At 44.4% G+C, this 14,825-nt stretch carries 15 protein-coding genes; 5 read left to right on the top strand and 10 right to left on the bottom strand.

From position 1 onward, the window contains the following. The first annotated feature begins 120 nt into the window (after positions 1-120). The 5 genes from V7L07_RS12105 to V7L07_RS12085 all read left to right on the top strand — a co-directional run bounded on the left by V7L07_RS12105 (position 121) and on the right by V7L07_RS12085 (position 4,711). The gene (locus V7L07_RS12105; RefSeq protein ID WP_335058057.1) at positions 121-1,188 is read left to right on the top strand and encodes an SDR family oxidoreductase; all 1,068 of its coding nucleotides are present in this window, start codon (positions 121-123) and stop codon (positions 1,186-1,188) included. Between the two features lie 300 nt (positions 1,189-1,488). Beyond that, positions 1,489-1,839: a DUF6717 family protein gene (locus V7L07_RS12100; protein ID WP_335058055.1), complete on the top strand. Its 351-nt coding sequence runs from the start codon at positions 1,489-1,491 to the stop codon at positions 1,837-1,839. 131 nt (positions 1,840-1,970) lie between these two features. Then, positions 1,971-3,131: a KamA family radical SAM protein gene (locus tag V7L07_RS12095; protein WP_335058053.1), complete on the top strand. Its 1,161-nt coding sequence runs from the start codon at positions 1,971-1,973 to the stop codon at positions 3,129-3,131. A gap of 112 nt (positions 3,132-3,243) precedes the next feature. Then, complete coding sequence (locus V7L07_RS12090; RefSeq protein ID WP_335058051.1) at positions 3,244-3,639, top strand: SET domain-containing protein; 396 nt, start codon at positions 3,244-3,246, stop codon at positions 3,637-3,639. Positions 3,640-3,721: 82 nt separating this feature from the next. Further along, positions 3,722-4,711 carry a D-alanine--D-alanine ligase family protein gene (locus V7L07_RS12085; protein WP_335058049.1) on the top strand — a complete coding sequence of 330 codons (990 nt, stop codon included), beginning with the start codon at positions 3,722-3,724 and terminating at the stop codon, positions 4,709-4,711. Positions 4,712-5,059: 348 nt separating this feature from the next. Here V7L07_RS12085 and V7L07_RS12080 read toward each other — a convergent pair whose 3' ends face one another. From V7L07_RS12080 to V7L07_RS12035, 10 genes are all read right to left on the bottom strand, one after another. After that, on the bottom strand, positions 5,060-6,445 hold the full coding sequence (locus V7L07_RS12080) for an MATE family efflux transporter (protein ID WP_335058047.1): 1,386 nt from the start codon (positions 6,443-6,445) through the stop codon (positions 5,060-5,062). A 399-nt stretch (positions 6,446-6,844) separates the two neighbouring features. Continuing rightward, positions 6,845-9,040 (bottom strand): lytic transglycosylase domain-containing protein, encoded by a 2,196-nt coding sequence (locus V7L07_RS12075; RefSeq protein ID WP_335058045.1) that lies wholly within the window; start codon positions 9,038-9,040, stop codon positions 6,845-6,847. A gap of 457 nt (positions 9,041-9,497) precedes the next feature. Next, complete coding sequence (locus V7L07_RS12070) at positions 9,498-11,612, bottom strand: MASE1 domain-containing protein (RefSeq protein WP_335058043.1); 2,115 nt, start codon at positions 11,610-11,612, stop codon at positions 9,498-9,500. Positions 11,613-11,734: 122 nt separating this feature from the next. Continuing rightward, entirely contained in the window at positions 11,735-13,114 is a 1,380-nt protein-coding gene (locus tag V7L07_RS12065) for an IS110 family transposase (RefSeq protein WP_335058042.1), read from the bottom strand. Between the two features lie 213 nt (positions 13,115-13,327). Further along, positions 13,328-13,462 (bottom strand): hypothetical protein, encoded by a 135-nt coding sequence (locus tag V7L07_RS12060; protein WP_335058041.1) that lies wholly within the window; start codon positions 13,460-13,462, stop codon positions 13,328-13,330. After that, on the bottom strand, positions 13,462-13,704 hold the full coding sequence (locus V7L07_RS12055; protein ID WP_335058040.1) for a hypothetical protein: 243 nt from the start codon (positions 13,702-13,704) through the stop codon (positions 13,462-13,464). Before V7L07_RS12055 ends, V7L07_RS12060 begins: the two co-directional genes overlap by 1 nt. Continuing rightward, a complete protein-coding gene (locus V7L07_RS12050) occupies positions 13,697-14,107 on the bottom strand; it encodes a hypothetical protein (RefSeq protein ID WP_335058039.1) in 411 nt (136 codons plus the stop codon). Before V7L07_RS12050 ends, V7L07_RS12055 begins: the two co-directional genes overlap by 8 nt. Positions 14,108-14,123: 16 nt before the next feature. Next, complete coding sequence (locus V7L07_RS12045; protein WP_335058037.1) at positions 14,124-14,330, bottom strand: hypothetical protein; 207 nt, start codon at positions 14,328-14,330, stop codon at positions 14,124-14,126. Between the two features lie 86 nt (positions 14,331-14,416). Further along, entirely contained in the window at positions 14,417-14,599 is a 183-nt protein-coding gene (locus tag V7L07_RS12040) for a hypothetical protein (protein ID WP_335058035.1), read from the bottom strand. Between the two features lie 3 nt (positions 14,600-14,602). Further along, a partial coding sequence (locus V7L07_RS12035; protein WP_335058033.1) for a hypothetical protein occupies positions 14,603-14,825 on the bottom strand: 223 nt, incomplete at its 5' end.

Here is a 14,825-nt window from a genome sequence, read left to right as displayed (position 1 = left end):
TTCTTTGCTAAATCATTACTTATAGGACAGGCAAAATGCCTGTCTTTTTTATATGTTATTTGTACTAAGCCTGGAAATTTGGGGCTTAGGATTGCTATAGAAAATTTCCGGAGACACGATATGGATGGGACAGCCTTAGTTGTGGGCGCGAGCGGCATCATCGGCAGCAATCTTACGAGAGAACTGATCGCGAATGAATGGACGACCTATGGATTGGCCCGAAATCTTAAAAAAGGGGTGGAAGGGTTACACCCTGTTGCTGCCGATCTGCTCGATCTAGCTAGCCTGAAAACTGCGCTGTCAGACATCGCCCCAACGCACATCTTCATTACGACGTGGATGCGTAATGCCACCGAAGCCGAGAATATCAGGGTCAATGGCACGATGGTTCGCAATCTGCTGGATGTTCTGTCACCGAAGGACTCAGTGCAGCACGTCGCCCTCGTCACCGGCCTCAAGCACTATCTCGGACCATTCGATGCATACGCCAGGGGCGGATCGCTGCCAGAAACTCCATTGCGCGAGGAGCAGCCCCGGCTCGACATCGAAAATTTCTATTATGCTCAGGAAGATGAGGTCTATGCCGCCGCAGCCCGTGACGGTTTCACCTGGAGCATTCATCGCCCTCACACTATCATTGGAAAGGCGGTCGGCAATTTGATGAACCTCGGCACGACGCTGGCCGTGTATGCTGCGATCTGCAAGGAAACCGGGCGCCCGTTCCGCTGGCCGGGTTCGGAAGCGCAGTGGAAGGGCATCTCCGACATGACCGACGCGCGGGTGCTAGCGAAGCACCTAGTCTGGGCGGCGAAGACCGAAGCGGCCCACAACGAGGCGTTTAACGTCGTCAATGGCGACATCTTCCGCTGGATATGGTTGTGGGAGCGGCTGGCTGACTGGTTCGGCATCGATCCTATCGGCTTCGACGGCACAACCCACCCGCTCGAAGCCGAAATGGCGAATGAAGGTGCTGTCTGGCGCGAGATCGCAAAGCAGCATAGCCTTGCCGAGCCGGATCTGAGCCGTCTATCATCTGCATGGCACACCGATCTCGATCTTGGGCGTCCGATTGAAGTTATGACCGACATGTCGAAGAGCCGCAAACTCGGCTTCTCCATATACCAGAAAACGGACGAGTCGTTTTTTGACCTGTTCGAGCAACTACGCGCAGATCGGTTGATTCCGTAGAACCTCGGTGGATGGCACTTGTAATAGAGCCGTAGGTTGGGCCGAGCGGAGCGCAACCCAACATATATCAGTATGTTGGGTTATGCAAAGCCTCCACCCAACCTACAATTTTTTTTGCTAGCTTCCCTCTCCTTTATCTTTATAAGGTAAAGCAGGGACATAAATTGTATGTTATTTAATTCTTATTCCTTAGTTACACAAAGCCTGTAAATTTGGGACTTATACCAATTGCTGTACCTCTACCAACGTATTTGTATCATTATTAATAAAGTGAAACGGTATTTACTGCGAGTAAACTTTATGAACTCAATCATGGTTATTCATCCCTATAAATTCGGTGAGATGTGGGTGTTTGACGATGAAAATGTAAGTCTAGTTCGGGAGCCTTTTGTGGCAGGGGTGGACGAAATTATTGAAAGAATGGTGGCACACATTCCAGATGCAGAATCAGGGTTCAGTTTGATATTTTCTGCATTTCCCTTTCCTGGCTATCAACTCAAGTTTGACTGGCGGCGTGAAGAATATCGAGGTAACTGGTATTATAGTGCAGATTTAGATCGGGAAGGATGGCTCTGCCCTGCTCTCTTTAAGTATTTTGATGAAGCTCCCAAAGAGTTTTACGCTCAGTTTAAAGCGAAGATAAACCGATAAAGTTAATGAAGCTTTTTCTCTATTGATTTAGATTGGGGTAACATTTGTCAATATTTTTCTCTTCTATCGACTAATGTAGCTAAACAAACTAGGCTGTGATTGGTTTATTATTCTCAGCTTTAGTTCTAATCATGATCAAAAAGACTACTCTAGAACCTCTAGTGAGCGATGTTCGGTGTGCAGAAATTTGTCAGATTTTGGGAGAGACTTACAACCAGGAACGCTGGAACGATTGGCGCTGGCAAATGCGGCATCGGTTGACTAAGCTGGAACACTTCCAGCGGTTACTAAGGCTGAGTGCTACCGAAGAACAGGGACTTTTAATCGCACCAGAAAAGTTTGCTGTCGCCGTAACACCATACTTTGCATCACTACTCGATCCAGAAGATCCCTTTTGCCCACTACGGTTGCAAGTGATACCACGGCAAGAAGAACTAATCGTCAGTACAGCAGACATGGTAGATCCATGCGGTGAAGATAATGACACCCCAGTACCAGGACTTGTACACCGTTACCCCGATCGCGTATTGCTCCTTGCTCTAGATACATGTGCTGCTTATTGTCGTTACTGCACCCGCTCTCGTTTGGTGAGCCAAGGTGAGATGTACCCAGTAACGCGGCGCTTGGATGCGATCGCCACTTACCTAGAAGAACACACCGAAATTCGTGATGTGCTAATTTCCGGCGGCGATCCTTTGTTGATGTCTGATGAACCTTTAGACAATTTGCTAGGGCGGCTGCGTGCTATTAAGCACATTGAATTTATTAGAATTGGTTCTCGTGTGCCGAGTTTTTTGCCGCAGCGAATTACACCAGAACTGGTTGCCTTGCTTCGGAAACATCGTGTGTGGCTGTCTTTGCACTTTTGTCATCTGCGGGAACTTACCCCAGAAGTAGCACAAGCTTGCGATCGCCTCGCTGATGGCGGCATTCCTCTAGGCAGTCAAACCGTGCTGTTAAAAGGTGTGAATGATTCTGAAAAAGCCCTCAAAAATCTATTTCACGGTCTTCTCAAGCTGCGTGTGCGACCCTATTATCTTTACCAATGCGACCCAGTTGTTGGCACTGCACATCTGCGAACTAGTGTTCAAACTGGACTGGATTTAATTTCTAAATTGCGCGGTCATACTACTGGATACGCTGTACCAACCTATGTAATTGATGCCCCTGGTGGTGGTGGCAAAGTCCCAATTCAAGCCGAGACTCTACTTGCTTATGAGAAAGGCACAGCTACAGTGCAAAATTGGGCAGGTAAGAAGTACACATATATAGATCCAGTAGAGCAGGGATAACACTATATATTTGTATATAAGTTGATCGCCATGATCTAAAAGGGACAGTTGGAATGATTCTTTTAGATTATGGCAAACTAAAAAACTAAATAATTGCAGGAGATTAGTTGGAATGTTAATTGTTGGTAATACAAACATCAAAGGTCGAGGTGTCTTCGCACAGAAGCACTTTTTAAAGGGAGAAATCATTGAAAGAGCGCCAGTTGTGGTTATACCCGCAGAAGAGGTTAAATTGCTCGATCAAACAGTCTTGGGTAACTATTACTATGATTGGGAAGATAAAGCAGCAGCGATCGCCTTCGGTTTAGTGTCCTTGTTCAACCATTCTTACTATCCCAATACTTATTATGTGAAAAACTTCGCTGAACGAGAAGTGGAGTATATTGCCTACCGAGATATCGAAGCAGGAGAAGAAATTACTGCCAACTACAACGGTTCTCCTGACGATAAATCTCCTATATGGTTTGATGTTGTTGATGAGCTATCTTCAACTCAATTGAAGAATTAGTAATTGAAATTATTTTAATTAAGAACCTGATTTGTAAATTCAAGCTAACAGAAAAAGCTTTTTCATTGAGAATTATCGGGCTATGGGGTTATTCATTGGTCTGTGTTATGACCTGAAGGTAGACTACCTGAAGGCTGGTTTTAGTGCCTCTGAGGTGATGGAGTTCGACGATGAAGAAACTATTATCGGGCTGGAAAATGCCCTATTTAAGTTAGGTCATCAGGTTGAACGTGTGGGCAATGGTAGAGAACTGGCTGGGCGATTGGCTAAAGGCGATCGCTGGGATCTGGTTTTCAATATTGCTGAGGGTTTAAAGGGTCGCTCTCGCGAAGCCCAAGTCCCGGCAGTCTGCGAGTTATTTGCTCAACCTTACACCTTTTCCGATCCACTCACCTGCGCCCTAACCCTAGATAAGGCGCTTGCTAAAAGAGTAGTGCGCGATCGCGGTTTACCAACAGCCCCCTTTGAAGTGGTCAGTACTTCCGCAGAAGCAGCAGCCGTGTCGCTGCCAATGCCACTTTTCCTCAAACCTGTGGCAGAGGGCAGTTCTAAAGGGGTAACTGGACGTTCTCTTGTCAAAGAACGCGAGGAGCTAGTAAATACTTATGAATTGTTACGTGAACTTTTTCAGCAACCACTACTCGTAGAAACCTTTCTTCCTGGTCGAGAAGTAACAGTGGGTATTGTTGGCAACGGCAGCAACTCACGAGTAGTAGGTGTGATGGAAGTAATTTTTACAGGACAAGCTGAAGCTTCTGCTTATACCACCCTTAACAAGGATGAGTATCTGGAACGGGTATCTTATCGTTTGCTCATAGATCCCGAACCATTGGCAGCGCAAGCGAGGCAGCTAGCGCTGGATGCTTACCATACCCTTGGTTGTCGAGATGCTGCCCGTGTGGATCTGCGGTGCGATGCTAGCGGTGTGTTGCACTTTATGGAAGTTAACCCACTGCCAGGGCTAAACCATATCCGCTCAGACCTAGTAATTATGGGACGTTTAGGTGGTGTGACATATACAGAAATCATTTCTGAAATAATCGATTCTGCATGGCAAAGGTACAAAGGTTGAACTGAGGATTGGGGACTGGGGATTGGGAAGATAAGTAAGTAATCAGACCCCAACCAAAATAATCAAGGAATTTATTGCCTAATACAACGTGAGTTCGACGAATCATATAGTGTCCATCTAATTAGCCGTAAAAAAGACCTCTAAGAAGGTTTTACTATGCAAAACCGTCCCTCTCCGACTCGGAGAGGAACAGACTTGAACTTTAGTTCAAGGCAGGCAGAAGTTTATCGAACTCAGGTTAATACAGTTGAGATAGTTTTTATAATTTAAAATTTATTTTAGCAGGACTTACTCAATAGGTAAATAGGCAATAAGGTTCGGTTAGGAAAGGTATAAATGTTGAAGTTTTTAACTCTGTTCAACAGACTCAATCTCGGAAGTCAAAAGATAAAAACGCCCAATCAAAAACACCGCACCCATGAGTAGCCCTAGCATTAAACCCAACCATAAACCTATCGGACCCCAACCGAAAGTAAATGCCATTAGATAGCCCCCACCTAGACCTACTCCCCAGTAAGCAAACATAGTGATTAAGGTTGGTATTCGGGTATCTTTCAAGCCGATCAAAGCAGCAGCAGCAATAGTCTGAATAGAATAAAATATCTGGACTATTGCTGCTACGCCTAGAAAAGAAATTGCCGTTTTAACTATTTCGATATTATCTAAATTACTGGTGTCCAAATACATTGCCACAATATAGTTGGGAAATAGCAAAAAAACTAGTACCACAATGCTCACGCAGGGAGTAGCAAGGGCAATGCAAACAAATCCCGCTCTGCTTGCACCCTTAAGGTCATTTTGTCCCCTCAACTGTCCTACTCTCATTGTGACGGCATAAGAAATACCTATAGATATTGTTTCGACAAAACTTTCTGTTTCGACAGTAATTTCATGGGCTGCTAACGTCTCTGTCCCAAACCACCCCATCATTAAAGCAGTGGCAGTGAATACTCCAATTTCTGCTCCATACTGCAATCCCAAAAACCACCCAGTTTGGAAGATATCTAAAAACATATCTCGATCGAACTGATGCAGAGCGGAATAAAGTTGGTAATCTTTAAAGTAGTTATCCAAGCAAATCCAAGTGGCGGCGGCGATAAAATTCAGCCAAAAAATGAGTACGCTTGCCCAACCAATACCAGCTAACCCAAGGGCTGGGAAACCAAATTTACCGAACATTAAGATGTAATTGGCAGCCCCATTTAATAATAGTCCAGCCACCGTAATTACTATTAAGAATTGGGGGCGATTGAGGGCGGAGCTAACTTCTTTTAAAATACAAAAACCGAGTGCAGCAGGAAAACCCCAGACAATAGACCGCAAATAGGTTTGAGCCAATAATACATTGCTTTCTTCTTGACCAGTCACCAGTAGGATATAGTCAAAGTGCCAAATGATAAACATCACAGGTAAGCACATTGTCACCGCTAACCAAATTCCTTGACCAGTAGCACGGCTAACTTGGTCTATTTTTCCTGCACCAAAAGCATTTGCAACACTCACACCCGCAGCGGAAAGAATAGAACGACAAATGGAAGCTAGAGTCGAAAAGGTAACAGCACCTAAAGCACCCGCCGCTAAAGCTTGGCTGTTAAGCAAGCCCATCATCACGCCATCTAATAAAGGAATGCCCGCTTCTAATATTTGAGTAATTACTAAAGGTACTGCCAATTGCAGGCAGGCTTGGATTTCTAATATCAGTTCTGACTTAAATTCTTTTGAAGTTAACTCCATTGGGCACGAAAATTAAGAGGGGTGCAAAAAAATTAACACTTAAGTATATATTAACACTTAGGGGACTTCAAGAAATAAATTATCCAATATTGTGGGGTGGGCATCCTGCCATTGGTGTCAACTTAAGCTAAAACCCTTTTCAAATCTCGTTTCCAGCCGGAGGCTGGAAATACAACTCAAAAGCGGCTTTGCCGCCAGTAAGAGAGGCGGAGCCTCAAATACGAGCATTCCCAGTCTCCGACTGGGAACGAGGCAATCTAAAAGCTAGTTCTAGAATTGCTTTCACGTTAAGTTGACACCAATATGCATGAATTGCCTCTACATCTTACGATATAATTTGTACGGCATTTGAGTGGGAACCGCTATAAATCAACACTCACAACTCATAACTTTCTCAGATTATCGGGTCGGTAGTTGTGGGTGTGTAGTTGAGTACTTAGCGACGATGCCAGAAATCTCTGGGTTGTAAAGCCTCAGATAATTCCAGTAGTTGCCAAATACTTGCCGCACATAATTTTTGGTTTCATCAAAGGGAATTTCTTCAACAAACTCGTCTGGATCTTGTGTAGTTAGAGTTTGCAGCCATTTGGAGACATTGCCGGGGCCAGCATTGTAACTAGCGATCGCCAACAGAGAGTTATTGTTATATTGCTGATGAGTATGATCTAAATACCATGTACCTAGCATGATGTTATCGTTGGGATTTTCTAGGTTTATGGTTTTGAAATCCACCTTGATTTGTGGGGCAATCCATTGAGCAGTACTTGGTAACAGCTGCATTAAACCAGTGGCGTTAGCAACGGATTTGATTTTTGGCTCAAACCGCGACTCCTGCCGGATTAAGGCAGTGACTAACAAAGGATTGAGTTTACGCTCAGTAGACCACTTTTCAATCTCTCGAAGATAGGGAAATGGATAACGGGCTTGCCAGTAGGTGATTTGTTTGCTCAGAGTTTGATATTGGGCCAGTTCTGCGGGGATTTCGCGGTCTTCCAATTTAGAAATTTTGTCAATTCCGATGAGATTTTCTCCCTTAGCCTGCCGCATCAACCCTTCAGTAAATTGCTCTGCTACCGTTGGCTGAAGTTTGTTCTGAAATTCTGTTTGCCATTGTAACCAGGCATCGCGGTCTTGACCCAGCAGATATAATTCTTTGAAAGTCTCAGAACCAGCAGGTGGTACTGGACGTTGAGGTGCGATTACTTCTGGGTTCATGGCGCGCACGTTATCAAAATTGCCGACATTTAGCCCTAGCATGGTTGCGGCTCGCCAAGCATAGTAAGAGTAAGGAAACTGGCTAATCACATATTCATAAGCAGTTTTAGAATCCTGCTGCTTGCCTAGTAAAGCTGTCCATTTACCTACCCAAAAGCCTGCTCTCGGAGCCAAAATACTGTTGGGGTTGTTGGTAACAATTGGTTCTGCCCATTGCCAAGCACCGACGTAATCTTTAACATTGGCTTTATCTTGGGCTATTTTCCAGCGATATTCTGCGGCTTCATCAGAATTACCGTATTTAGCTATGAGTATTTGCCATGCGGCGCTAGCTGACTTTTGATCCTTAAGAGTTTGGAGAGTTTTAGCTTTTTGTGTCAGTGCAGTACCAGCAAGTTTTGGAAATTTACTAATTACCTGATCGAGATAGGGTAAGCCGTCTTTAGGGGTTTTTGCGGTTTCTGCTAACCGTAGTAGAGCATTCCCAGTTTCCTCAGCATTGGGAAATTGCTGCACCAATTGTTTATAGGTGGCGATCGCTATTTCTTTATCTTTGCCTCCCACCTGTAACCCTCGTGCGGTACGGTAGAGGTTACGCGATGTTTTGGGTGCTTTGGCATAAGCATTGGCCGCTTTCAGAAATTGACTATTTTCCCAATAGCTTGTACCAATTAGTTCCCAATCTCCGGGTTTCAAGGTAGGCTGTTTGACTAACTGATCCAAAACGCCCACTATGCCCGGTTGGTCGTAAGCATAAGTAGCCAAAATCAATTGTAAATTGGGCTGATTGGGATTTTCTTGCAAGCGTTTGCGAATAATTTCCCAAGTTAGAGGATTGCTAGGAAATTGAGCGATCGCAGTTTCTTGTTGCTTCGGTTGGGCAATTAGATATAGTGCTTTCACGGTAGCCGCTTCTTTGGGATACAGTTTCAGTACTCTTTGCCTAAGATCCGAGGCTTTGCCATCCTCGCCCAGCATATCCTCTGCCTGGGCTTGTTTTAGCAAAATGTAGGGCGCAAGGATGGGATAGTCTTTCTCTAGTCCTTGGAGTAAAAGTAGAGCTTTTTTCCCTTGGGTTCTTTCAATGTAATCACTCGCCAAAAGATAACGAGCGCGATTTCGGTCTGGCGATTGCGATTCTTGGGCGATCGCTGCTAGTTTTGCCGCCCGTTCTGGCAGCGATTGTGATATCAGTGGAAAGACGGCTGATTGAGCCTTACTCGCCTCTGATGTTTGCTCCGTTTTATTCTGACTCAGTTTGAGCCATTTCCCTAGAGATTTGCCGATCTCCGGTGCTGATACCATTGCCCCAGCTAAAAAGGCAAACAGTGCCGCACCTGCGATTATCGAAATTTGCTTTTTCTGTAGTTTCTTCAGCATGAATACCCGCTGAAAAGTTCCGGTGAATTTCTTGAAACTCTAACACTCCTAACCATCAGTGTTACCAAATTTTAATTTTAGATTTTTCATTTTATGTAGAAAAATACTAATTTTCAATCCTACAATTGGCAGTATTGAGTAGTTAGCACATATTAGATACTATTACATCTACCTTGGGTATATCATAAATGCAATTCGTCGCCACCACTTGGCAGTGAAAACCCAATCCCCAGTTCCCAGTCCCTTTAATTACAAGCGATCGCATTTTCTGGGTCAAACTTGAGTGCTTGTTGCCAAAATGCGTAGTTTACCGCCGCAGGCATCACTTATCGAAATTCTCCTGACAATGCCCCTCAAGAGTGCTGAGTAATGAGTGCTGAGTAAAGAAGTGAGATTCCCCACTCAGCACGGGCTAAACCTTAGCTATCCGCTAACGGAACTGTTTTGCCCAATGCCCTTATGCAATCCTCTGAGCTTTTATCGGAATCTCAATCACAAATTTTGTACCTTTCCGCACTGTGGAGTCACACCAAAGATTACCACCATGCTTCTGGGTAACAATTTGATAGCTCATAAACAAACCCAAGCCAGTACCTTTACCAACTGGCTTAGTGGTGAAGAAAGGATCAAATAATTTAGAGCGAATCTCTTTAGGAATGCCTATGCCGTTATCAGAAATTATAATCGTCACTTGGTTGGTATCGATTTGACGAGTCTTAATCCAGATGGTATTTGGGTTAGCTAAAATATCTGGGAACGAACGCCCTTGATTAGATTCTTCTAATCCATCAACAGCATTGTTCAAAAGATTCATAAACACTTGATTCAGGGAGCCAGCATTACATTCAATCAGTGGTAACTGACCATATTCTTTAATCAGCTGGATCTGCGGACGATCGCTTGTCTCTTGCAATCGATGTTGCAAAATCACCAAAGTACTATCAATCCCTTCATGAATGTCTACCGCTTTCACTTCTGCTTCATCCAAGCGCGAGAAGTTCCGCAGCGACACTACAATAGTACTGATCCGCTCAGTACCAATTTGCATAGACTCAAGAATGTTGATCAGGTCTTCTTGCAAAAATTCCAGTTCAAGTTTATCTAATTCTGTGTGCAGGGTTTGAGGTGGATTAGGATAGTGCTGTTGGTAAAGTTGCAATGCTCTAAATAAGCCTTGAATATAGTCAGAAAGATGAGTCAAGTTGCCATAAATAAAATTAATCGGGTTATTGATTTCATGGGCAACTCCTGCCACCATCTGTCCCAATGCAGACATTTTTTCACTCTGAATCATCTGCAATTGAGTCCGTTTGAGTGTTTGTAGGGCTTGTTTTAGAGTCGTATTTTTTTCATTCAATTCTTCAGTTCTTTCCTGGACTCGAACTTCCAGAGTTTCATTAGTTCTAGCTAATTCAGCAAAAGCCAAACGCAGCTTGGTTTCTGCTTGTGTTCGTTCTGCGATCGTTGCTGTTAGCACGAGAATGGTGAGTGTAATCACGCCAATAAACGATTGCAGCTGCATCAAAGATTGGTTGAGATCCTCACTTACAAAACCACCTTTGCCATTGACAGTTGCGATGACTGCGATCGCTGCCACAATAAAAGTTAACAGCGTTGCCCCTGGTTGTCCCAGTCGAAAAGCAGACCAGATCAACGTCGGAATCAACATATATTCCAGGTGATATCCTTTACCAAAAGCAACTTTGGTGATGAGAATGACCAACCCCATCAGGATAACAGCCTCTACGATTAACCAGAATCTTAAAAGGTTTGCTGGGGATTGGGGACTGGGGATTGGGGACTGGGGATTGGGGATTGGGGATTGGGAAGATTTGAATGAGGATGCAGACCCCAACCAAATCTTAAAAAAATTTCTTACTCGATACCCAGTACTCAGTAAAGAGTCCCGGAAAACTAATTCTTCCCCAACTTGCTGGGTGCGACTCGTTGAACCGAGGGATAACCATTGCCTGATTGGATGTCGGTTTTTTTGAATGAATTGCCCCCAACTAAGCAGAATTGGGGTGACGATAAAAATTCCCGAAACATTAGAAATCCACCAGGTTAACCAGACTCTCCCATAAGCTGGCCAGGGAACTTTACCACTCAATGCCAAGCAAGCCACTCCTACAGTTGCATTGATTATTGGCCCCACCATGCCGGTTAAGATCAAAAATTTGAATACGTCGGGAACACGTTCTAAGGGATGGTGAAGGTTGGTAGTTTTCCGCAGCAGGAAGCTACCCAAGAGAGTCCCTAGAGTTGTGCCGATCGCAATTCCCAAAACTGGCAACGTGGAAATCATCAAGGATAAGAAACTTGTGGGATCTCGAAACGCCCAGAAGTTGGCGAGAAATGAACCAAGCAAAACACCGTACCCGATCCAGCTACCAAACAACAGAACAGCCCCGGCAGCAATTCCATCCGGCGGCCAAACTGGAGTCACATTCTGGGGTGTGGAGGCAAGATGCCGCGAAATTTCAGCCATTCCATAGTAGGCGATCGCCAAAACAACGCTGCCTCCAATTTGCCATAGCGGATGAGGGACTATAGAGGATTTTTGTTGAATCATCTTTTTAATGGCTGCTTGATATCAACGTTGCTTATCTTTACATAGAGTGCCCTTTTCACTTTAGATATTATATATAGTACAAAACTACTCCCCAGGTGAATTAGAGGAGTAGTTTCAAGTTACTATTGAATTGCCTTTTTCAATTCTTTGAACAGCAACCGACAACCATAAGCGGCAGTTTGGGAGATGACCAACTTCCCAAACCCCCGCTTCACCTCTTGGGACTTAGCGCCAGGAGCGAGTTTTTCAGATGACGCAGCTAGACTAATTTGCATGGTTTGCATGGTTAGATTTAACATCGCTTCAACTTGCGGGGCCATCTCCTTAGTCATCATTGGTAGTAGGCTTTTTAGGAGTTTTTCTTTAAACTCTCGTAATGCCCTCTCCTGTTGACGAGCGATTGTTTTCTGTTTCCAGAGTTCTGGATTATTTTGAAATTGGGCGTTTCTGGAATCGTAAAAATTCCCCAGCTTCTCGCCAATTTCGTTTTGGGGTCTAGCTTTTTGTGGGGCAATTCGATCCAATATCCACATATATAGTTGACTACGACACAGTTTAGAGCCGTTGCCAGTGTTCATCGTCTCCTTGTCACCGGAGCTATTCTCATCTTTAGCCATCCCCAAGCGTCTTTTGAAACGCCCCAAGGATTCAAACTTGGTACATGGATAAATTTGACTGATGAGTAACGCCTGGGGACGGTTGCCGATACCAAAATTAGTCATCACCGCTCGGTAGGCTGCAAATTTGGGATCTGCTAAGATTTCCAACATTTGAATCTCAACCTCAATTTCCCAGTCTCGTAAGTCACAGATGTGATTAGCCAGCCGCCGGGTAAAATGTGAAATTTCTACCCCATAAACTTTAGCTATAGATTTGGCATAAAGCTTATCGTAGTAGAAATTATTTTTCTTGAGGTTGCGCTCTCGACCAGCTAACCAACTCCATAAGGGTTCCATCCCATCCGTTTTACTGGGGTCGGATTCCTTGAGGGCAGCTTCGGGAAATTCTCTGGCAAGTTGTTGACGGGCACGGTTGACTACTGGGTTTCTGATCCGGTTTAGGGATTGAAGCTGCAACCAGTACTCCCTCAATTTAGCCACCTTTCCCGGTTCAAATTCTAGGAAGAATTCTGACTGCTGCCAGTGTGCTAGAGCATAGGCAGCAAGAGCTAGAGCATCAGCTTGGTCATTTTTATCGGGTAGCTTGTGTTCTTTTCGGTAATGCACAGCTTCCTGATGCCCCGCCCATAAAACCTCGATGCCTTCGGATTGGCAGATGTGGGCCCAAATCCAGGAATAATGCACCCCGGTAGGTTCCATAATTACGGCATCGGGTTTGAGTGCCAGTAGTCCTGCAACACCTTCAGCGTTAGCCTTAAAGGTTAATTCGTCAGGTTCACGCCGTTTACGATCCTTGAAGTGTTGCCGGAAATTCCTCGGAACGGATTCTAATACCCACGCCACAACACTGTCTTTACAGACATCTAAACCAACTATTTTCATGTTTTCAAGGTTCAGGTAGAGAAGATTATTTGCAACAATTTACCCATACATACAAGCCGCGAATCTTCTAAAATTGATTTGAAATCAATTCACTTTGAAGCTCAAATATGGGGGAAATATACAACAGTAGCGCATTCATGAAAAGAGGAAACCTTGCGGTCATTTCCCATTAAAAAATTCGTCTACTGCTGCTATCTCCGACTTGAGAAATTCTCAAGACGAATTGAGTTGCGCGACCCAATCCGCGACTCTGACAGTAGCCAGAGTTTCGGCTACGGGGTCAAGTAGCCCGCGCTTGTGGCGCGATCGCTTCCAGCGGGCGGTTACGCCATCGCAATTGCGATTCATCAGGCGGTTCTTTCCTTATCCAGAGACTCAACTATTTCTTGAATTCTTTCAGTAGATAATTCACGGTATTGTTCGCCAGCTTTTGCCCCTACATATTGTTTCCAATCTTCTATGCTTTCCCCAGTCATTTTGGCAAGAAGTTGTATAGCTACTCCCATTGCTAAAGTGTTCAGAACATACAAATCTTTTGGTAAAGTCACAAACTCATTATTTGGTTGTTCAGTTGTTAAATTTTTACCCATAATCCTCATCATCTTCGTCGTAATCATCGCTTTCCTCGTCTTCTGTTTCTGTGACAACTTCAGACTCAACAGTGACAGCAGTAAGCAAATTTCTAAACTGAGGCATTGAAGGAGCAGCAGGATTTAGACCTTGAGCTTTTAAGAATTCGGCTGTTGCATCCCATTCTTTACGTAATGTATTGAGCTTCTTTTCTAATTCAGCGCATTCGCGCCACATTTTACTCCTTTCTTCGTAAAGTTCATCGGCTGTTTTACCGACAATTTTTTTAGCTCTTTCTCGCAACTCTTCTACAGTTGACTCAATAGATTCTGTTTCATCTAATTCAACTGAAAAGCCAATTCGCTCATTGCTGTAACTACCAATTGAAATTAGAAAGTGTGCATGGATTGTTTTGATTTTCATATTTGATACCTGTCAGTTAAAAATTATCAGTTTCAGTGTCAGATTCAGTGAAAGTCGGCGTAGGTGTTGGTGGAAAAAGTTGATTCTTCACCAGTTCCCGGAGTTGCTGACTAACTTTATCTGGCTCATCATATTGGTCTAAGACTGCGGTCACTTCCATCGTTTCACTCTGGTAGTTCCCCAGGTTTTTGACCCGCTTGTAAGTAATAGTTTCAATTTTCATAGGCATGTGCTATTTTTTACTTGTTTGAATCGATTAATCAATTGCGATCGCACTCCTCCTGGCGCTGCGATCGCAGTTGATTTAAGTTATCCTTGGGTAACTCCCTGGGGATGATCGAAAACTACCTCAAACACCCCTCCACCTTGGCGAAGAATGCTGGTGTAAGCATCGGCATCTGATCGGGTACGAAGTCTGGTCACACAAACATTTTCACCACTGGGCAGTCGTCGTAAAATTGCCCACGGTCTTAATTGCTCGGAGTAAGTCATGGTTTAAAAGGTAATGGTTGTGACTATGGCGGAAACGTTGTCTGTTTTTCCCTGGAAATAAGAATTGATGATTTCCTCCTCACTACCGGGCGGAAGTTTCGCCATTCGCCGATTAGCTTCATGGGTGAGGTGGTCACAACGGTGTTGATGGTCAACCAGGGCTAAACGGACGTGATGGCGTTGACGGTCACAACGGTGTTGATGGTCAACCAGGGCTAAACGGACG

The organism is Nostoc sp. (assembly GCF_036916985.1).
Taxonomy (GTDB): Bacteria; Cyanobacteriota; Cyanobacteriia; order Cyanobacteriales; family Nostocaceae; genus Nostoc.
Note: the sequence above shows the minus strand (reverse complement) of the source record. Positions and strands in the feature narration are given on the sequence as shown.